The sequence below is a fragment of the Chelatococcus reniformis genome (assembly GCF_014640075.1).
Taxonomy (GTDB): Bacteria; Pseudomonadota; Alphaproteobacteria; order Rhizobiales; family Beijerinckiaceae; genus Camelimonas; species Camelimonas reniformis.
On sequence record NZ_BMGG01000004.1, the window covers coordinates 111,378 to 129,398 of the forward strand.

The window sequence follows — 18,021 nt, forward strand, 5'->3', positions numbered from 1 at the left end:
ATGCTCATCATCCTTTGAATCTGGAGCCGGCAACGGAAGGTCTCAGGCGATGATATCGGGTGTGAGCCGGTCTTCCAGGTGGATGATCCTGTCCTTGAGGCCGAGCTTGCGCTTCTTCAGGCGCTGCAGCTGCAGCAGGTCGCCGGTGCCGGCCGATGCCAGCGCCTCGATTGCCGAGTCGAGGTCGCGGTGCTCCTGCTTCAGACGGCTCAGCTCGGCAGCCAGCTCCGACATATCTGGCTCACTGGAATGAATCATCTGGGATTCCGCAAACCGTCCCTGACGCAGCCGACCGCAGCAACGCGCCACCCGGCCGCATGTCTGTCGACGGCCGCGGCTTCCGCGCGCTTGCCCCTTGCAGACAATAGCCTTCGTGGCGCGCCGAGTATGCTGCGCCGCCTGATCCACGGCAAGCACCGCCGGGTTGCCGGCGGCGGAACGACGCGCCGGCAGCGTCCGCGGCCGATGCGGCAAAGGGGCTTCGCGTTCCGTCCCGCCGGGTCGCCGCGTCGGACGGCTCCATCCTCGAATAGGGGGCGTGGCGCTCAAACAGCCCTTGCGGCGCCGAATCGTTGTGTCACATTTGTCATGTCCGTAACCGACGAAAGGAGGCCCCTCTATGAGTGTGCAGTCCCATCTCGCGGAACTTGAACGGCGACATCGCGCGATCGAGCTTGAACTCCAAGCCGCGACCAGCCAGCCGGCAACCCCCGATCTCAAGTTGGCCGAGCTGAAGCGCAAGAAACTGCTGCTCAAGGATCAGATTGCCCGCCTGCGCCAGACCTCGGCGAGCGCTTCGATCCACTAGAATTGGCGAACGAGCGCAGCCGGCCGCAGAGGCGTGGCTGTGCATTCGCTCCGGTCCGCGCCGAGCCGGCCGGATTAGCTGTGGCCGGGCGTGGCGAGCGTCCATCGACGTCCGCCCCGCCTTGCATAGCGTGCCCTCCGCGCCGGTCCGGCCGCCCGCCCTTGCGGCATCAGCCGCCATCCGTGGGCATAGCCTTGGCCGTTTCCCGCAGCTTGAATTTCTGGATCTTCCCCGTCGACGTCTTCGGGATGTCGGCAAAGACGATGCCGCGCGGGCACTTGTAGCGGGCCAGGTGCTGGCGGCACCAGTCCATCAACTCCTCCGCCGTCGCCTTGTGACCTGTCTTGAGCTCGACGAACGCCCACGGCGTCTCGCCCCATTTCGCGTCGGGCCTGGCCACGACGGCGACGTTGGCCACGGCCGGGTGCTTGTAGAGCGCATCCTCCACCTCGATGGACGAGATGTTCTCGCCGCCGGAAATGATGATGTCCTTCGAGCGGTCCTTGAGCTGGACGTAGCCGTCCGGATGCTTCACGCCAAGATCGCCGGTATGGAACCAGCCCCCGGCGAATGCCTTGGCGGTGGCCGACGGGTTCTTCAGGTAGCCCTTCATCACCACGTTGCCGCGCATGACCACTTCACCAAGCGTCGTCCCGTCGGCGGGCACGGAAACCATGGTGTCGGGATCGACCACGTCGAGCGCGTCGAGTGCCGCGTAGCGGACGCCCTGGCGCGCCTTGCGGGCCGCCTGCTCCGCCGGTGGAAGGCTGTTCCAGGCCTCGTGCCATTCGTTGACCACCGCCGGCCCGTAGGTCTCGGTGAGGCCGTAGACGTGGGTCACGTCGAAGCCGGCCGCGGCCATGGCGGCGAGCACCGCTTCGGGTGGGGGCGCCGCAGCGGTGGTGAATGACACGCGCTGCGGAAAGCCGCGTCGCTCCGCCTGCGGCGCGTCGAGCAGCGTCGCCATGACGATCGGGGCGCCGCACAGATGCGTGACGCCGTGGTCGGCGATGGCATCGTAGATGGCCTTGGCCCGGACCTGGCGCAGGCAGACGTGGGTGCCAGCGAGCAGCGACACGGTCCACGGGAAGCACCAGCCGTTGCAATGGAACATTGGCAGCGTCCACAGATAGACCGGATGGCGGCGCATGTCGCAGCTGAGCACGTTACCGGTGGCGAGCAGGGCAGCGCCGCGGTGATGGTACACCACCCCCTTCGGATCGCCGGTGGTGCCGGAGGTGTAGTTCAAGCTGATGGCGTCCCACTCGTCGCCCGGCATCGCCCAGGCGAACTGCGAATCGCCAGCGGCGATGAATGCTTCGTAGTCGTCGGCCCCCAGCCGCTCGCCGGGCCCTGCGTATTGCGGATCGTCGACGTCGATAACCCGCGGCCGCACGCGCGCCAGCGCCAGCGCCTCGCGGATGACCGGTGAGAACTCCCGATCGGTGATCAGCACACGCGTCTCGGCATGGTCGAAGGTGAATGCCAGGATCGCCGCATCGAGGCGGGTGTTCAGCGTGTTGAGCACGGCGCCGGCCATCGGTACGCCGTAGTGGCACTCCACCATGGTGGGCGTATTGGGCAGCATCACCGAGACCGTGTCGCCGCGGCCGACGCCGGCACCTTGCAAAGCTGAGGCGAGCCGGCGCGCGCGCTCGTACAGCTCGCGGTAGCTGCGGCGCAGCGGGCCGTGCACGATCGCCGTGCGGTCGGGGAACACGCTCGATGCGCGCTCCAGAAAGCTCAGCGGCGTCAGCGGCTGGTGGTTGGCTGGATTGCGATCGAGGTCACGGTCGAAGGCGGTCGTCATGGCGTTTCCCCTGCTGCTGGCATTTTAGAGCATCTTGCCTTCGGATGGGATCATCCAAAGGCGCCGAAATGCTCATAAACTTTTGAAACTGGAGCGCTTCTTTTGCTCTTGGAGAATTGCACCCGGTCGGTAGCGCTTCCGATCGGAAGCGCCCGCCGGCGCCCGGGGAAGAGCGTCGCCGGCGCGGGCCGCCCGCGGCCCCATGGGGGCCGGCGCGGTGCCGCGTCGCGGTCTTTGCATTCACCGCGCCGCGCGCGCTACAACGGTCCGGCGGCCGCGCTGGAGATCCGCCCGGGCCCGCAGCCGCCCGCGGGGCCCCGTCGTATTCCCATGGCCATGGCTCCGCGCGCCGAACCGTGACATCCGCCGGCGCAGCAGCGATTCGCCGACCGGCCCTCGTGCAATAGCGAGAAGGGAAACGACGTGGTCGCCGATTCCAAATCTGCCCAACGTCCGACGAAACCTGCCGTCGGGTCCGCCGCCGGCGCGTCTGGTGAGGTCTCGGCCGGGAGCCGCTACCACGAGGACTATGCACGGGCGGAGCGGGAGCCCCTGGCGTTCTGGGGCGAGGTCGCCGGCGGCATCGACTGGATGAGGTCCGCCGCGACAGTGTTCGACCCGTCGGCGGGCCCCTACGGCCGGTGGTTCTCCGGCGCCGTCTGCAACACTTGCTACAATGCCGTCGACCGCCACGTCGAGCGCGGGCGCGGGGCGCAGCCGGCGATCATCTACGACAGCCCGGTCACCGGCTCGAAGCGGGTGATCTCCTACGCGGGGCTGCTGGCCGAAGTGCGCATCCTGGCGAGCGTGTTGCGCGAGATGGGAGTGAGCAAGGGCGACCGCGTCGTCATCTACATGCCGATGGTACCCGAAGCCGTGTTCGCCATGCTGGCCTGCGCGCGGCTGGGGGCGATCCACTCGGTCGTCTTCGGCGGCTTCGCCGCCAACGAGCTCGCCACGCGGCTGGAGGACGCGGAGCCCAAGGTGGTGCTCGCCGCCTCCTGCGGGGTCGAGCCTCAGCGCGTCGTCCCCTACAAGCCGCTGCTCGACGAAGCCCTCACGCTCACCAGCGTCAAGCCGTCGGCCTGCCTGATCCTGCAGCGCCCGCAGGCCGAGGCCAAGCTGGTCAAGGGGCGGGACTTCGACTGGGCGGCGATGACCGACAAGGCCCGGGCCGCCGAGAAGGGCGCCGACTGCGTGCCGGTGGCCGCCACCGACCCCCTCTACATCCTCTACACGTCGGGCACGACGGGGAGGCCGAAGGGCGTTGTCCGCGACAACGGCGGCTACATGGCGGCGCTGCTCTGGTCGATGAAGGCGCTCTACGGCATCGAGCCCGGCGAGGTGTTCTGGACCGCCTCCGACGTCGGCTGGGTCGTGGGTCACAGCTATATCGTCTACGCCCCCTTGATCTTCGGGGCCACCAGCCTGCTCTACGAAGGCAAGCCCGTGGGCACACCCGACGCCGGAGCCTTCTGGCGCGTGATCGCCGAGCACAGCGTCAAGGCGCTGTTCACGGCGCCGACGGCGCTCCGCGCCATCAAGAAGGAAGACCCCGACGGCGAGTTGCTGAAGCGCTACGACCTGAAGGGCTTCCGCACGCTGTTCCTGGCGGGTGAGCGGGCCGACCCCGCCACCATCCAATGGGCGGAAAAGCTGCTCGGGGTGCCCGTCATCGACCATTGGTGGCAGACCGAGACGGGCTGGTGCATCTGCGGCAACCCGGTCGGCTTGGGCCAGTTGCCGGTCAAGTACGGCTCGACCGGCGTGCCCATGCCCGGCTACCGGCTCGACGCCCTCGACGAGGCCGGCAAGCCGGTGCCGACGGGCACCATGGGCTCGATCGCGATCAAGCTGCCGTTGCCCCCCGGCTGCCTGCCGACCCTGTGGCAGGCCGACGAGCGCTTTCGCGAGAGCTACCTGGCCGATTTTCCCGGCTACTACCGCAGTGGCGATGCGGGGTTCATCGACGAGGACGGCTACGTCTTCGTCATGGGCCGCACCGACGACATCATCAACGTGGCCGGTCACCGCCTGTCGACGGGCGGCATCGAGGAGGTCATCGCCGCTCACCAGGACGTGGCCGAGTGCGCGGTGATCGGCGTGCGCGACGAGATCAAGGGCGAGGTGCCGTGCGGCTTCATCGTGCTCAAGCGCGGCGTCGAGCGGAGCCCGGCCGACATCGAGCGCGAGATCATCGCCCTGGTGCGCGAGAAGATCGGCCCGGTGGCCGCGTTCAAGGCGGCCGTGACGGTGGGCCGCCTGCCCAAGACCCGCTCCGGCAAGATTCTGCGCGGCACCATGAAGAAGATCGCCGACCACGACAGCTGGACGATGCCCGCCACCATCGAGGACGCCGGCGCCCTCGACGAGGTGGCGGCCGCCCTGGGCGGACGGGACGGCGCGTAGCAGGCCCGTCAGCCGCGTCGGGCCCGGACCGGCCGCTGGCGTGCCGGGCGTCCGGCCGGCGTGCGCCGGCCGGCCAGCCGCGAATACGTCGCTCGAGGTCAGCCTCGGCAGTGCAGCGGCACCCTCGGCCTACGGGGCGCTCGCCGCGCTGAGCCGCTCCACCGCGGGCGACGGCAACACGAGGCGTGTCGCCTTGATCAGGTCGCCGAGCTGCGCGACGCTGGTGGCGCTGGCGATCGGCGCGGTCACGGTCGGGCGCGCCATCAGCCAGGCGAGCGCCACCTGTGTCGGATTGGCCTTGACCTCCGCAGCCACCTCGTCGAGCGCGGCGAGGATGCGAAAGCCGCGTTCGTTCAGGTATTTTGGGATGGCGCGGGCGCCGCGCGGGCTCTTGCCGAGGTCGGCCTCCGATCGGTACTTGCCGGTGAGGAAGCCGGCCGCCAGTGAGAAATACGGGATGACGCCGAGCCCCTCGGCCCGGCACAGCTCCTCGAGCGGCCCCTCGTAGGTGCTGCGGCTGTAGAGGTTGTATTCGGGCTGCATGGTCTCGTAGCGCGGCAGGCCGAGCCGGGTGCTGGCGTCGAGCGCGCTCTTCAGCCGCTCCGGCGAGAAGTTGGAGGCGCCGATGGCACGCACCTTGCCGGCCTTGATCAGCTCCGCAAAGGCCTCGAGCGGCTCCTCGACCGAGGTGTCGGCATCGTCGAAATGCGACTGGTAGAGGTCGATGTAGTCGGTCTTGAGCCGCGTGAGCGAGTCCTCGACCGCTTTCAGAATGTAGGCACGCTTCAAGCCCTTGCGGTCTTCCGCCATCGGGGCGCCCACCTTGGTGGCGATGATCACCTTGTCACGGCCGCCCCGGGCGGCGAGCCAGTCGCCGATCACCGTCTCGGACTCGCCTCCCGTGTGGCCGGGAACCCAGACCGAATAGACGTCGGCAGTATCGATGAAGTTGAGCCCCTCGGCGACCAGGGCATCAAGCAGCGCAAAGGACGCCTTGGCGTCCGCGGTCCAGCCGAAGACGTTGCCGCCGAAGCACAGCGGCGGCACTGAAATTCCCGAACGTCCGAGCTCGCGCTTGGCCATGGTGCTCTCCCCTTTCGAGCGGCTCATTCCCATCTGCATCATGCGATACGGGCCGGCCGGACGCCACGCCGGCGTTGCCGGAGCTGCCATGCGCCCGTCGAGCCAGCCAGACTGTGGAGCCGTGACCCATGAAACTGCCCGGTCCCGATCACCCCATCACCATCAAGCCCGCAGGCCAGCGCGTGCGGGTGATCCTGAACGGCGAGACGATCGCCGACAGCACGCGCGCTCTCGAGCTCAAGGAGGCAACCTATCCGTCCGTGCTCTACATTCCGCGCGAGGACGCCGCGATGGCGCTGCTGGAGCGCACGGAGCACCGCACCCATTGCCCCTACAAGGGCGACGCCAGCTACTTCAGCATCCGCACCGGCGAGGGGCGCTCGGAGAACGCAATCTGGTCCTACGAGGAGCCGTTCCCTGCCATGGCGGAGATCAAGGGGCACCTGGCCTTCTACACGGAGCGGGTCGACCGCATCGAAGTGGGCGCCCCACAGGCGATGTGACAATCGGTGAGTCGCCGACGTCGACACCAAAATGCACCAGTCCGGTCACATGATGCAGCACGACAAACAGGAGAGGACAACTGATGCTGACGAAATTTGCTGCCGTGGCGGGGGTCGCCGTGGTGCTGCTCGCGGGGGCCCTGCCGGCGGCAGCGCAGAGCCAGCCGAAACTCAGCGCCGAAACGCAGGCCAAGCTGCGCCAGGCGTGCACGGGTGACATCCGCACGCTCTGCTCCGACGCCAAGCCGGGCGGCGGGCGACTCGTGCAGTGCCTCACCGAGAAGCGCGACAAGGTCTCCGATGGATGCAAGAGCGCCATGAGTGAGGCGCGGGCGGAGCGGCAGTCGAAGATGAAGAAGCAGTGACCACGCGGCCTCGGGCCCGGGGCGTCTCGCGCTCATGGGGGCCGTGCGACCGGTCTTCGTAACGCGGTCCGATCGGGTGGGAACCACCCGATCGGAGGGGAGCACTTCCCGTTCAACGACTTGAAGCATGTCCACCGGACCAGATGCCCCTATCTGATCGGGTCACGGCCGCGCAGGCGGAACCGGGCTGCACCCGGCGGCGCGGCCCGCTGCGGAATGGCGCGCCTGGGCCGGGACGGCCGGCTCGCGCACTCGGCTAACCTTCGCCGCTCTCCGGGCCGGCCGTGGCCTCGGTGCCTGAGCCCTATTCGTCGTCGTCTTCGTCGGTGCGCTTCAAGCCCTTGAGCTTGGCGAAGACCGAATCGACGTCGATCTTCTCCTGGCCGTGCCGGGGCGGCGGTTCGCGGTCGGCGAAGGGGGCGGGCTCCTCCTCGGCATGGGCTGTCGTGACTTCCGCCGGCAGCAGGGTCTGGCCCCCTTCTTCCGCCGGCGGGCGGTCCTTGGCCGCCTTGGCCACCTCCATGTCGAGGTCGATCTGCGAGGCGAGGCCGAGCGTGACCGGATCGAGCGGGCTCAGGTTCTGCATGTTCCAGTGGCCGCGCTCGCGAATCTGCTGAATCGTGTTCTTGGTCGTGCCGACCAGGCGCATGATCTGCGCGTCCTTGAGCTCCGGATGGTTGCGCAGCAGCCAGAGGATGGCGTTGGGGCGGTCCTGGCGGCGCGACACCGGCGTGTAGCGCGGACCCTTGGAGCGCTTGACCTCGGGCAGGCGGACCTTCGGATCGGCCAGCTTGAGGCGGTACTCGGGGTTGCGCTGTCCGCGCTCGATCTCCTCGCGCGTGAGCTGGCCGGTGCCCACAGGATCGAGGCCCTTGATGCCGGCGGCGACTTCGCCGTCGGCAATGCCTTTGACCTCCAGGTGGTGCAGTTTGCAGAAATCGCCGATCTGCTCGAACGACAACGAGGTGTTCTCCACCAGCCAGACGGCGGTGGCCTTGGGCATCAGCGGGCCGGCGGACATGACGAAGTTCCTCCGATGAAGGTCCTCGACGCGCTCTCGCGCGGAGGAAAATTGGCAAGCCCCCTCGGCTGCTCCGGGCCGGCTGATCGGCCAGAGCGCGTCACCACGACTTGGAGGGGAACATGTGAAGCTATAGGACGTTCCGCTGCGCGAGGCAACGCGGCCGCGTCCGCCTGGGAGCGGCGGCCCCACGCCGCCGCAGAGCCTTGCTCTTCACGCCGCTACGGTCAGAACGATCTTGCCCACGTGGGCGCTCGATTCCATCAGCGCATGAGCCCTGTTCGCCTCCGCCAGCGGGAATGTGGCGTGGATCACCGGCTTGATTCGGCCCGCCGCGAGCAGGGGCCACACGTCGGCCTCGAGCGCCCGCGCGATGGCCGCTTTCGCCTCCACCGGCCGGGCGCGCAGCGTCGAGCCCGTGTGCGTCAGCCGCTTCAGCATCAGCCGGGTGAAATCCACCGTGGCCTTGGCCCCGTTCAGGAAGGCGATCTGCACGATGCGCCCGTCGACCGCGGCGGCGTCGTAGTTGCGCTGGATGTAGTCGCCGCCGACCATATCGAGGATCACCTCTGCGCCCTGGCCGTTGGTCGCCGCCTTGGCCGCCGCGACGAAGTCTTCCGTGCGATAGTTCACGGCGATGTCGGCGCCGAGGTCGCGGCAGGCCGCACATTTGTCGTCGGAGCCGGCGGTGGCGATGACCTTGGCCCCGAGCGCCTTGGCCAGCATGATCGCCGTGGTGCCGATGCCGGATGTGCCGCCGTGGATGAGAAGCGTCTCCCCGGCCTTGAGGCCGCCGCGCTCGAACACATTGGTCCACACCGTGAAGAAGGTCTCCGGCAGGGCCGCAGCCTCGGTGAGGCCAAGTCCGGCGGGGACCGGCAGCGCGTTGCTTTCGTGCACCGTCGCGTACTGGGCGTAGCCGCCCCCGGCGACGAGGGCGCAGACCTGGTCGCCGACCTTGAAGCGGCTTGCGCCGGGGCCGATGGCGATCACGTCGCCGGCGAGCTCCAGCCCCGGGATGTCGCTGGCCCCCGGCGGAGCCGGATAGGCGCCCAGACGCTGGATGACGTCAGGGCGATTGACCCCGGCGGCGGCGATGTGGACGAGGATCTCGCCGGCGCCCGGGCGCGGCACCGGCCGGGTCTCCGGCTGCAACACGTCGGGCCCGCCCGGCGTCTTGATGCCGATTGCCGTCATGGTGCTGGGAAGGGTGGTGTGATCGGCCGCCATCGCCAGGATCTCCTCAATCGCTGTATCTGCACATGACATGCGGCGCGGCGACCGACAATCGGTCGCCGGCACGATGGACCGCGGCGGGCTCAACATCGTGCTTCAAATCCACGGCGCGAGGGCTACTCTGCGGGGGTCGCAGGCAGGCCCTGGCGGCAGAATGGGAGGGTAGCGCGATGAACGAGCCGTTCGTGGACGACAGGCCCCGTCCCAAGCCGCCGGTGCACGAGATCGGCCAGGATCTGGCGACGTTGTCCCTGGCCGAGCTTGACGAGCGCGTCGCGGCGCTCACGGCCGAGATCGAGCGGCTCAAGGCGGCGCGCACCCGCAAGGAGGCGTCGCGCAACGCGGCCGATTCCGTCTTCAAACTCTGAGGCGGGAAGGCGCGTGAGCCAGCCGTCGATCGCCTTCTGGTACGACTTCGCCAGCAACTATTCGTGGCTTGCCGCCCGGCGCATCGCGGCGCTCGCCGCCGCCCGCGGCGTGGCGGTGGCCTGGGAGCCGTTTCTGCTCGGGCCGATCTTCGCGAGCCAGGGCTGGGATACCTCGCCCTTCAACATCTATCCGGCCAAGGGCGCTCACGCCTGGCGCGATATCGAGCGGCAGGCGGCGGCGCTCGGCCTGCCGCTGGTGCGCCCCGCCCCCTTTCCGCAGAATTCACTGCTCGCCGCTCGCGTCGGGCTGGCGGTCGGTCCCGCCGGGCGGCCCGCCTTCTCCGAGGCGCTCTTTCGCGAGGAGTTCGAGCGCGGCCGCTCGATCTCGGATACGGCCGTCCTTGCCGAGGTCCTGGCCGGGCTCGGTCATGACGCGGGCGCCGTGCTCGCGGCGGCGGCCAGCGAGCTCGTCAAGACCGCGCTGCGGCAGCAGGGCGAGCGCGCCAAGCGCCTCGGGCTCTTCGGCGCGCCGACCTTCGTGACTGCCGACGGCGAGGTGTTCTGGGGCAACGACCGCCTGGAGGCGGCGCTCGCCTGGGCCATGGACGGGCCGCTACCGGGCCTCGCGCGCTGAACACCAGGCCGGCCGGGGATCAAGGGCGAGGCAGCCATCCCATGCTTGCCGCGCCGTGCTCCCCCAATTATATAACCGCCATCCGACTACGGCAGCCACAGGCTGGCGCGACGAGGGTGCGGCCCAGACCGCGCCCTTTTTGTGTTGCGGGACTTTCGAAGTTCAGGCACCTAGCCGGCCATGCTCCCACCGGCGGCCCTATGCGCCGGCCTGCCCGCAATTTGCGGGCAGTTGCTCCGACCCCCTCCGGGGCGGGCACCGCGGGTCGGGGGCGTATCGCAACACCAGCCGTCGGCGCATGGATCCCGCGGGATCCCAGGAGTTTGAATGTCCGCTGTCCCATCCACCAACCGCGCCCACAGCGACCACGTCCCGTCGCGTGAAGATTTCGCCGCGCTGCTCGAAGAGTCGTTCGGCCGTTCGGAAGCCCACGAAGGCTCCGTCATTCGCGGCACCGTCGTCGCCATCGAAAAGGACGTCGCCGTCATCGACATCGGTCTGAAGACCGAAGGGCGCGTCGCTCTCAAGGAATTCATCGGCCCCGGCCGTGACCAGGCGCTGAACGTCGGCGACGAGGTCGAGGTCTATCTGGAGCGCATCGAGAACGCGCTCGGCGAAGCGGTCATCAGCCGCGACAAGGCGCGCCGCGAGGAGAGCTGGGTCAAGCTCGAGCGCGCCTTCGAGAGCAACGAGAAGGTGACGGGCGTCATCTTCAACCAGGTCAAGGGCGGCTACACCGTCGACCTCGACGGTGCCGTGGCCTTCCTGCCGCGCTCGCAGGTGGACATCCGCCCCGTCCGCGACGTCACCCCGCTGATGGGCGTGCCGCAGCCGTTCCAGATCCTCAAGATGGACCGGCGCCGCGGCAACATCGTCGTCTCCCGCCGCACGGTGCTGGAGGAGACGCGCGCCGAGGCCCGCTCCGAGCTCGTCGCCAATCTGGAAGAGGGCCAGGTCATCGACGGCGTGGTCAAGAACATCACCGAATACGGTGCGTTCGTCGACCTCGGCGGCATCGACGGCCTGCTCCATGTCACCGACATGGCATGGCGCCGCGTCAACCACCCGAGCGAGGTGGTCAACATCGGCCAGAGCGTTCAGGTCAAGATCATCAAGATCAACCACGAGACGCACCGCATCTCGCTCGGCATCAAGCAATTGCTCGCCGACCCGTGGGAGGGCATCGCCGAGCGCTATCCGGTGAACTCGCGCCTGACCGGCCGCGTCACCAACATCACCGACTACGGCGCTTTCGTCGAGCTGGAGCCGGGCATCGAAGGCCTGATTCACGTCTCGGAGATGAGCTGGACCAAGAAGAACGTCCACCCTGGCAAGATCGTCTCGACGAGCCAGGAGGTCGACGTGCAGATCCTCGAGGTCGATCCGGTCAAGCGCCGCATCTCGCTCGGCCTCAAGCAGACCCTGCAGAACCCCTGGGAAGGCTTCGCCGAGCAGCACCCGATCGGCTCCGAGGTCGAGGGCGAGGTCAAGAACAAGACCGAGTTCGGCCTGTTCATCGGCCTCGACGGCGACGTCGACGGCATGGTGCACCTGTCGGACCTGGACTGGAACCGTCCCGGCGAGCAGGTCATCGAGGAGTTCAAGAAGGGCGACCTCGTGCGCGCCCAGGTCCTCGACGTCGACGTGGAGAAAGAGCGCATCTCGCTCGGCATCAAGCAACTCGCCGGCGATCCCTTCATCGAGGCGGGCGAACTGCGCCGCGGCCAGGTGGTCACCTGCGAGGTGCTCGAGGTGAAGGACGGCGGTCTCGAGGTGAAGCTGGTCGACAGCGACCTGACCTCGTTCATCAAGCGCGCCGAGCTCGCTCGTGAGCGTGCCGACCAGCGGCCGGAGCGTTTTGCCCCGGGCGAGAAGGTCGACGCCCGCGTCGTCCAGTTCGACCGCAAGGCGCGTCGCATCCAGCTCTCGATCAAGGCGCTGGAAATGGCCGAGGAGAAGGAGGCGATCGCCGCCTACGGCTCGACCGACTCCGGCGCCTCGCTCGGCGACATCCTCGGCGCCGCTTTGCGCAAGGCGAACGAGAAGAAGTGACGCGACGGCCGGGCCCTTTAGGCCCGGCGCCACCGACGATTTGCGACGGCCGGGCGCTCCCACGCCCGGCCGTTCGTCGTTGTGGACGCGGTGAAGCGCAATATCGCCGGGACCGGCGCAGCGGCCATGTCGCGTTGGGAGCGACGGCGGCGGCGTCCCCGGCGGGCCGTGCTTCAGCCCGGGGGCGAGCCGTTCTGGGGCCAGGACCGACTCGACCTCCTGGAGGCCGCCATCCTCTCAGGCGATCCGCCCGTTCTGCCCCCGGCACGGTCCGAGCTCTAGCTCGGCCAATCGCCGGGGCGGCGCGCCCGGCGCGCCCGTTCGGCGTCCCTGCGATTGCCGCAAACGTCTCCATACGATTTCGGATGACAGGCGTCGCGGCAGGCGGCATGAACCTCGCTCGTTCGTTCATGCAGGTCGAGAGCCGGTAACGCACTGAGGATGGAGACATCTATGGCGACGGATGCGGAGCAGTTGGCCGAACGCCGCTCGCTGAGGCGGCGACTGAGCGGCTGGCGGATCGTAGCCTTGCTCGCGGTGCTCGCGGCGATCGTGGTCGGAAGCTTCTGGGCCGCCGGTGACGATATCCCCGGCACCGCCCATGTCGCGCGCGTGCACGTCTCGGGCCTGATCACCGGCGATCGCAAGACCATCGAGTTGCTGAAGCGCGTGGGCGAGAGCGCCGCCGCCAAGGCGGTGCTCGTGGTGGTCGACAGCCCCGGCGGCACCACCACCGGGTCGGAGGCGATCTACGATGCGCTGCGGCGGCTGTCGGCGCAGAAGCCCACCGTCGCGGCGATCGACTCCATCGGCGCGTCCGGCGCCTACATTGCCGCCATGGGCACGGACCGCATCTTTGCGCGCCACACGGCGCTCGTCGGCTCCATCGGCGTCCTCGTCCAGTTCCCCAACTTCGCCAGGCTGCTCGACATCGTCGGCGTCAAGATGGAAGAGGTGAAGTCGAGCCCGCTCAAGGCCGCGCCGAACGGCTTCGAGCCGACGTCGCCGGAGGCGCGTGCCGCCCTCGCCAGCGTGGTCTCGGATTCCTACGATTGGTTCAAGGGCCTGGTGCGGCAGCGCCGGCATTACGATGACGCGCAACTGGCGGCCGTCGCGGACGGGCGCGTCTTCACCGGCCATCAGGCTCTCGCTCTGAAGCTGATCGACCAGATGGGTGGCGAGCGCGATGCCGTCGCCTGGCTCGAGGCGAACCGGGGCGTCGCCAAGGACCTTCCGGTCCGAGAGTGGCGAGCCCGATCCGGCAGCCGATTCGACGTGCTGACCTATGCGAGCCATATCGCCGCGGTGCTGGGCTTTGGTGATCTCGCCAATACGCTCGCGCGCAGCGAACTCGCGATCGATGCCTCGCGGCTTGACGGGATGCTCGCGCTCTGGCACGGTCCCTCTGAAAAGTGACGATTGATCAAAGGGATACGGATCGACGATGATCAAATCGGAGCTCGTCCAGCGTATCGCTGAGCACAACCCGCATCTCTACCAGCGCGACGTCGAGAACATCGTCAACGCCATCCTAGACGAGATCACACGGGCTCTCGCCCGCGGTGACCGGGTCGAGCTGCGCGGATTCGGTGCCTTTTCGGTCAAGACACGCGATGCCCGCACCGGGCGGAACCCCCGCACCGGCGAAACTGTAGACGTGTCGCGCAAGGCGGTGCCGGTCTTCAAGACCGGCAAAGAGATGCGCCAACGCCTCAATGCCGCCCCCATCAAGGGGCGTGTCGCGGCCGAAGCCTGACGCCCGCGGAGACGACGCCTTGAAGACGCTGCTTCGACTGCTGGTGCTGCTGCCGCTGGCGATCGTCATCGTGTTGCTGGCTATCGCCAATCGCACACCGGTGCTGGTCTCGCTGGATCCGTTCACGCCGGACGCGCCGGCCCTCGGGATCCAGCTGCCGCTGTTCGTGGTCATGTTCGCGGCGCTGCTGCTCGGCGTCCTGGTCGGCGGCCTCGCCTCGTGGCTGGTGCAGGGGCGGCATCGGCGCGCAGCCCGCCTCAACCGGCGCGAAGCCGAGCGGCTGAAGGGCGAGACCGAGCGGCTGAAGTCGGCGCTGGCGGCCCGCGCGCCAGCGCTCGGGCGGCCGTAAGGCGAGCTGCCGCGACGGTGCGAGCCCCGGCGCTTGCAACTCGCGCGGGAGCAGGCCTTCCTGTTAACCGGCCCTTAGGGTTTCCAAGCTATTACTGGCGTCATCCAGTTTCGCTGGATGTCGAGTGGTTCTGTCCACTCTGTTGACGCCTCCCTGTTGTTAGCACTTCGAAGCCGCCCACGGGGCGGCTTCTTTTTTGGGCCGCTCCCGCGGCGCGCGTGCCTTGGCGCCGCGGCCATGCCCGCTCGCGCAGCGCCCGATCAAGGATCACCTGATCTCACCGATGCGGCGTCCACTTCGCTCGAAAACGCTCTAGGAGCATTTCCGTGCATGGGATGAGTTCATCCAATTGCGAAATGCGCTGGTCCACCGGGACTGGAGGCGCTGGATCCGAGCGTCGAAGAACCGGGGCGGCACCGTTAGGCTTAACGAAGGGTAAAGCTTTCGCTCGCTCGGCGCTTCGCTACAGTCGCGGCGATCCGAAGATGCTGTGGAGCTTGGGGGCCATGAGCGAAAGCGCACGACGTTTGCCGAGCGAGGATTCTGCTGACCCGATCTCGTTCGCCGCCCGCTTCGCCAGCAGCAACGCCTTCAATCTTCTGTTCGCGGAGGCGACCCAGCTGGTCGAAAAGACGGCGGCCTATCTGGACGGCCCCGGCCGGGTCGATTCGGCCGGCCTGCGGGGCATTGCCGCGCTCACCTTCGCCCAGGAAAGCACGCGGCTGTCGACGCGCCTCATGCGCCTCATGTCGTGGCTGCTCATCCGCCGCGCGGTTGCCGACGGCGATATGACAGAGGTCGAGGCGGAGCAGCAGCGTCGCAAGAGCGAGAGCTACGCCGAGCCGCCGCCCCCGGACGAGACCCTGGCGCTGCTGCCCGACTACCTGACCGATCTGATTGCTGTTGCCGCCCGCCTGGAGATCCGCATGCTCCACATCGACGCGAGCGAAATGCCGGATGCGCCGCGGCCGTCCCCGGTGCGGCGAGACCTTACGCTGCTCAAGGCGGCGTTCGGCAGCCGGCCGGCATCGCTGCGGGACAAGCCCTGAACGGCACGCCCCCGGGCCCTTGAATCGAGAGCGCTTGCCGATCGGGTGGATCCACCCAATCGGCAAGCGCTCTGGGCTGCCGGCGGCAGGGGGCGATGGCCGCCCCCGGCCGTTACTTCTTGGCGAAGCTCAGGCCGCCGAACTTATTGGCGAAGCGCGAGACCCGGCCGCCGCGGTCGAGAAGCGTCTGCGACCCGCCGGTCCAGGCCGGATGGGTCCTGGCGTCGATGTCGAGGGTCAGCGTGTCGCCCTCCTTGCCGTAGGTCGAGCGCGTCATATACTCGGTGCCGTCGGTCATGACGACCTTGATCAGGTGGTAATCCGGGTGCGTGTCCGGCTTCATGGCAGCATCCTCGCGCTCAGCCCAAACGAGGCCGGCGCATCACAATTGGCAATGTCCGAAGTCGCGACCCTATAGCGCAGCGGTCCGGACATGACAAGGCCAAGGGGAGAGCGCATTTCGCCGGCGCGCCGGGAGCGCGAGAGCATGTCACAGTCAGACGCGGCCGTCCGATCGGATAGAGATGCTCCAAGTCAAAAGAGCTGCAGCGCGCTTCTGCAATTAGGCAGGCCCGCGCGATCGAGCATGTCCCGATCAGATGGAACGATGTGATCGGGACATGCTCCAAGCTAGTGGAAGTTAGAGTGCTTCGGGGCCGATTGGATTGAGATGCGTGAGATGACCGACAGCGGCACCGGCGCCGACGCGCAGGACATGCAGCAGCGATCCGACGGGCCTTCACGCAAGCGGCCCAACTTTGACGCCCTGCGGGCGATGCTGCCTTTCGCCATGCGCTACCGCGGCCGCATGGCCGCGGCCCTGGTGGCGCTCACGGTGGCCGCCGCCGCCACGCTCACGCTGCCCATTGCCATCCGCCGCCTGATCGATCTTGGCTTCTCGCCCGACAGCGGCGGGCTGGTGAACGTCTATTTCCTGGCGCTCGGCGCCGTCGCCCTGGTCCTGTCGCTGGCCAGCGCCGCCCGCTACTACCTCGTCATCACCCTGGGTGAGCGCGTCGTGGCGGACGTGCGCAGCGCCGTGTTCCGCCATCTGACGCGTCTCGATCCCTCGTTCTTCGACAGCGTCAAGAGCGGCGAGATCGTCTCGCGGCTCACCGCCGACACCACACAGATCAAGGCCTCCTTCGGTGCCAGCGCCTCATTGGCGTTGCGCAATCTGTTCCTGTTCCTGGGCGGCGTCGGGTTGATGGTGGTCACCAGCCCCAAGCTGTCGCTGATGGTACTGATCGCCATCCCGATCATCGTACTGCCGCTTGTGGCCTCGGGCCGCGGCGTCAGCCGCCGCTCGCGCGCCGCGCAGGACCGGCTGGCCGACGCCTCGGCCTATGCGGTCGAGGCCATCGGCGCCTCGCGCACCATGCAGGCCTTCGGCGCCGAGACGGCGACGGCGGGCCGCTTCGAAGCGGCTTCGGAAGAGGCGTACACGGCCGCCCGGCTGTCGACCGGGGCGCGCGCCCTCCTCACCGGCTTTGCCATGTTCCTGATCAGCGCCAGCGTCGTCGGCGTGCTGTGGTACGGCGCCCACGACGTGCTGAGCGGCACCATGACTGCCGGCCGGCTGTCCCAATTCCTGCTCTATGCCGTGCTTGCGGCCAGTGCGCTCGGCGAGCTCTCGCAGGTATGGACCGAGGTGGTGCAGGCGGCAGGGGCGGCGGGCCGGCTCGGCGATCTCCTGGCCACGAAGCCGGCCATCGTGGCGCCCGCCGCGCCGGTGGCCCTGCCGGAGCCGCCGCTGGCCACGCTCGCCTTCGAGAATGTCGCGTTCGCCTATCCTTCCCGCCGCGCGGCTCCGGCGCTCCGGGGCGTGAGCTTTGCGATCGCCGCGGGCGAGCGCGTCGCGATCGTCGGCCCGTCGGGAGCGGGCAAGAGCACGGTCTTTCAGCTGGCGCTGCGCTTCTACGATCCCCAGGCCGGCGTGGTGCGGGTGGACGGTGTCGAGGCGGCCCGAGCCGATCCGGAAGCGCTGCGGCGGCGCTTCGCACTCGTCGCACAGGATCCGGTCGTATTCGGCACCAGCGTTGCCGACAACATCCGCTACGGTCGGCCGGAGGCCGGCGACGCCGAGGTGACGCGCGCGGCGGAGTTCGCCGCCGCCGACGCCTTCATCCGGGCGCTGCCCCAGGGCTATGAGACGCCGCTCGGCGAGCGCGGTGTCACCCTCTCCGGCGGCCAGCGCCAGCGCATCGCCATCGCCAGGGCGGTGCTCATGGATGCGCCGATCCTGCTGCTCGACGAAGCGACGTCCGCCCTCGACGCCGAGAGTGAGCAACTGGTGCAGGCGGCCCTCGACCGTCTGATGCGGGGTCGCACCACGCTGGTTGTGGCCCACCGCCTCGCGACGGTGCTGTCGGCCGACCGGATCCTGGTCATGGACGAAGGCCGCGTCGTCGAGGAGGGCACGCACGGCCAGCTGGCGCGGGCAGGCGGGCTCTATCAGCGCCTGGCGCGCCTCCAGTTCGGCGACATGACGGTGCGGGCGGCGGAGTGATCCCAAGCGCCGCCGTGCTTGGCTCATGGGAACGCGTGACAAGCCGCGCGGCGTTGAGCGAGGCCCCCG

18 protein-coding genes are annotated in these 18,021 nt (G+C 68.6%); 12 read left to right on the forward strand and 6 right to left on the reverse strand.

Going from position 1 to position 18,021, the window contains the following annotated elements; genetic code table 11:
• Positions 1 to 42: 42 nt before the first annotated feature.
• Positions 43 to 258: a YdcH family protein gene (locus IEW34_RS11615; protein ID WP_188609356.1), complete on the reverse strand. Its 216-nt coding sequence runs from the start codon at positions 256 to 258 to the stop codon at positions 43 to 45.
• A gap of 361 nt (positions 259 to 619) precedes the next feature.
• Here IEW34_RS11615 and IEW34_RS11620 point away from each other — a divergent pair, with 361 nt between their 5' ends.
• The gene (locus IEW34_RS11620; RefSeq protein ID WP_188609357.1) at positions 620 to 808 is read left to right on the forward strand and encodes a DUF465 domain-containing protein; all 189 of its coding nucleotides are present in this window, start codon (positions 620 to 622) and stop codon (positions 806 to 808) included.
• A gap of 169 nt (positions 809 to 977) precedes the next feature.
• On the opposite strand, the gene IEW34_RS11625 is transcribed toward IEW34_RS11620, so the two are convergent.
• Entirely contained in the window at positions 978 to 2,618 is a 1,641-nt protein-coding gene (locus IEW34_RS11625) for an acyl-CoA synthetase (RefSeq protein ID WP_188609358.1), read from the reverse strand.
• Between the two features lie 423 nt (positions 2,619 to 3,041).
• On the opposite strand from IEW34_RS11625, the gene IEW34_RS11630 reads away from it, so the two are divergent.
• Positions 3,042 to 5,027 (forward strand): propionyl-CoA synthetase, encoded by a 1,986-nt coding sequence (locus IEW34_RS11630; RefSeq protein WP_188609359.1) that lies wholly within the window; start codon positions 3,042 to 3,044, stop codon positions 5,025 to 5,027.
• A gap of 129 nt (positions 5,028 to 5,156) precedes the next feature.
• Here IEW34_RS11630 and IEW34_RS11635 read toward each other — a convergent pair whose 3' ends face one another.
• Entirely contained in the window at positions 5,157 to 6,110 is a 954-nt protein-coding gene (locus IEW34_RS11635) for an aldo/keto reductase (RefSeq protein ID WP_188609360.1), read from the reverse strand.
• Positions 6,111 to 6,238: 128 nt separating this feature from the next.
• Between IEW34_RS11635 and IEW34_RS11640 the strand changes: the two genes are divergently transcribed.
• On the forward strand, positions 6,239 to 6,613 hold the full coding sequence (locus IEW34_RS11640; protein WP_188609361.1) for a DUF427 domain-containing protein: 375 nt from the start codon (positions 6,239 to 6,241) through the stop codon (positions 6,611 to 6,613).
• A gap of 83 nt (positions 6,614 to 6,696) precedes the next feature.
• Positions 6,697 to 6,978, forward strand: coding sequence for a cysteine rich repeat-containing protein (locus IEW34_RS11645; RefSeq protein WP_188609362.1), 282 nt, complete (start codon positions 6,697 to 6,699; stop codon positions 6,976 to 6,978).
• A 304-nt stretch (positions 6,979 to 7,282) separates the two neighbouring features.
• Here IEW34_RS11645 and IEW34_RS11650 read toward each other — a convergent pair whose 3' ends face one another.
• Together IEW34_RS11650 and IEW34_RS11655 are read right to left on the reverse strand one after the other, a co-directional pair.
• Positions 7,283 to 7,999 (reverse strand): DUF1013 domain-containing protein, encoded by a 717-nt coding sequence (locus IEW34_RS11650; RefSeq protein ID WP_188609363.1) that lies wholly within the window; start codon positions 7,997 to 7,999, stop codon positions 7,283 to 7,285.
• 213 nt (positions 8,000 to 8,212) lie between these two features.
• Positions 8,213 to 9,229, reverse strand: coding sequence for an NAD(P)H-quinone oxidoreductase (locus IEW34_RS11655; RefSeq protein ID WP_188609364.1), 1,017 nt, complete (start codon positions 9,227 to 9,229; stop codon positions 8,213 to 8,215).
• A gap of 176 nt (positions 9,230 to 9,405) precedes the next feature.
• Here IEW34_RS11655 and IEW34_RS11660 point away from each other — a divergent pair, with 176 nt between their 5' ends.
• The 7 genes from IEW34_RS11660 (at position 9,406) to IEW34_RS11690 (ending at position 15,443) form a co-directional block, all read left to right on the forward strand.
• Complete coding sequence (locus IEW34_RS11660; protein ID WP_188609365.1) at positions 9,406 to 9,603, forward strand: DUF1192 domain-containing protein; 198 nt, start codon at positions 9,406 to 9,408, stop codon at positions 9,601 to 9,603.
• Positions 9,604 to 9,616: 13 nt separating this feature from the next.
• Entirely contained in the window at positions 9,617 to 10,237 is a 621-nt protein-coding gene (locus IEW34_RS11665; protein ID WP_188609366.1) for a 2-hydroxychromene-2-carboxylate isomerase, read from the forward strand.
• Positions 10,238 to 10,564: 327 nt separating this feature from the next.
• Positions 10,565 to 12,289 (forward strand): 30S ribosomal protein S1, encoded by a 1,725-nt coding sequence (rpsA, locus tag IEW34_RS11670; RefSeq protein WP_188609367.1) that lies wholly within the window; start codon positions 10,565 to 10,567, stop codon positions 12,287 to 12,289.
• A gap of 453 nt (positions 12,290 to 12,742) precedes the next feature.
• Positions 12,743 to 13,705 (forward strand): signal peptide peptidase SppA, encoded by a 963-nt coding sequence (sppA, locus tag IEW34_RS11675; RefSeq protein ID WP_188609368.1) that lies wholly within the window; start codon positions 12,743 to 12,745, stop codon positions 13,703 to 13,705.
• A 28-nt stretch (positions 13,706 to 13,733) separates the two neighbouring features.
• Positions 13,734 to 14,045, forward strand: coding sequence for an integration host factor subunit beta (ihfB, locus tag IEW34_RS11680; protein WP_188609369.1), 312 nt, complete (start codon positions 13,734 to 13,736; stop codon positions 14,043 to 14,045).
• 19 nt (positions 14,046 to 14,064) lie between these two features.
• A complete protein-coding gene (locus IEW34_RS11685) occupies positions 14,065 to 14,394 on the forward strand; it encodes a lipopolysaccharide assembly protein LapA domain-containing protein (protein ID WP_188609370.1) in 330 nt (109 codons plus the stop codon).
• A 506-nt stretch (positions 14,395 to 14,900) separates the two neighbouring features.
• Entirely contained in the window at positions 14,901 to 15,443 is a 543-nt protein-coding gene (locus tag IEW34_RS11690; protein ID WP_188609371.1) for a DUF1465 family protein, read from the forward strand.
• A gap of 112 nt (positions 15,444 to 15,555) precedes the next feature.
• Here the strand turns inward: IEW34_RS11690 and rpmE are convergent, their stop codons facing one another.
• Complete coding sequence (gene rpmE / locus IEW34_RS11695) at positions 15,556 to 15,786, reverse strand: 50S ribosomal protein L31 (RefSeq protein ID WP_188609372.1); 231 nt, start codon at positions 15,784 to 15,786, stop codon at positions 15,556 to 15,558.
• A gap of 372 nt (positions 15,787 to 16,158) precedes the next feature.
• On the opposite strand from rpmE, the gene IEW34_RS11700 reads away from it, so the two are divergent.
• Positions 16,159 to 17,952: an ABC transporter transmembrane domain-containing protein gene (locus IEW34_RS11700; protein WP_188609762.1), complete on the forward strand. Its 1,794-nt coding sequence runs from the start codon at positions 16,159 to 16,161 to the stop codon at positions 17,950 to 17,952.
• The last annotated feature ends 69 nt before the right edge of the window (positions 17,953 to 18,021 follow it).

Bases quoted from the DNA above. Each gene is read 5' to 3' on its own strand.
- IEW34_RS11650 (WP_188609363.1), bottom strand. From the start codon at position 7,999: ATGTCCGCCGGCCCGCTGATGCCCAAGGCCACCGCCGTCTGGCTGGTG.
- IEW34_RS11615 (WP_188609356.1), bottom strand. From the start codon at position 258: ATGATTCATTCCAGTGAGCCAGATATGTCGGAGCTGGCTGCCGAGCTG.
- IEW34_RS11625 (WP_188609358.1), bottom strand. From the start codon at position 2,618: ATGACGACCGCCTTCGACCGTGACCTCGATCGCAATCCAGCCAACCAC.
- IEW34_RS11655 (WP_188609364.1), bottom strand. From the start codon at position 9,229: ATGGCGGCCGATCACACCACCCTTCCCAGCACCATGACGGCAATCGGC.
- sppA (WP_188609368.1), top strand. From the start codon at position 12,743: ATGGCGACGGATGCGGAGCAGTTGGCCGAACGCCGCTCGCTGAGGCGG.
- IEW34_RS11635 (WP_188609360.1), bottom strand. From the start codon at position 6,110: ATGGCCAAGCGCGAGCTCGGACGTTCGGGAATTTCAGTGCCGCCGCTG.
- IEW34_RS11690 (WP_188609371.1), top strand. From the start codon at position 14,901: ATGAGCGAAAGCGCACGACGTTTGCCGAGCGAGGATTCTGCTGACCCG.
- rpmE (WP_188609372.1), bottom strand. From the start codon at position 15,786: ATGAAGCCGGACACGCACCCGGATTACCACCTGATCAAGGTCGTCATG.
- IEW34_RS11620 (WP_188609357.1), top strand. From the start codon at position 620: ATGAGTGTGCAGTCCCATCTCGCGGAACTTGAACGGCGACATCGCGCG.
- rpsA (WP_188609367.1), top strand. From the start codon at position 10,565: ATGTCCGCTGTCCCATCCACCAACCGCGCCCACAGCGACCACGTCCCG.
- IEW34_RS11700 (WP_188609762.1), top strand. From the start codon at position 16,159: ATGCAGCAGCGATCCGACGGGCCTTCACGCAAGCGGCCCAACTTTGAC.
- ihfB (WP_188609369.1), top strand. From the start codon at position 13,734: ATGATCAAATCGGAGCTCGTCCAGCGTATCGCTGAGCACAACCCGCAT.
- IEW34_RS11645 (WP_188609362.1), top strand. From the start codon at position 6,697: ATGCTGACGAAATTTGCTGCCGTGGCGGGGGTCGCCGTGGTGCTGCTC.
- IEW34_RS11660 (WP_188609365.1), top strand. From the start codon at position 9,406: ATGAACGAGCCGTTCGTGGACGACAGGCCCCGTCCCAAGCCGCCGGTG.
- IEW34_RS11640 (WP_188609361.1), top strand. From the start codon at position 6,239: ATGAAACTGCCCGGTCCCGATCACCCCATCACCATCAAGCCCGCAGGC.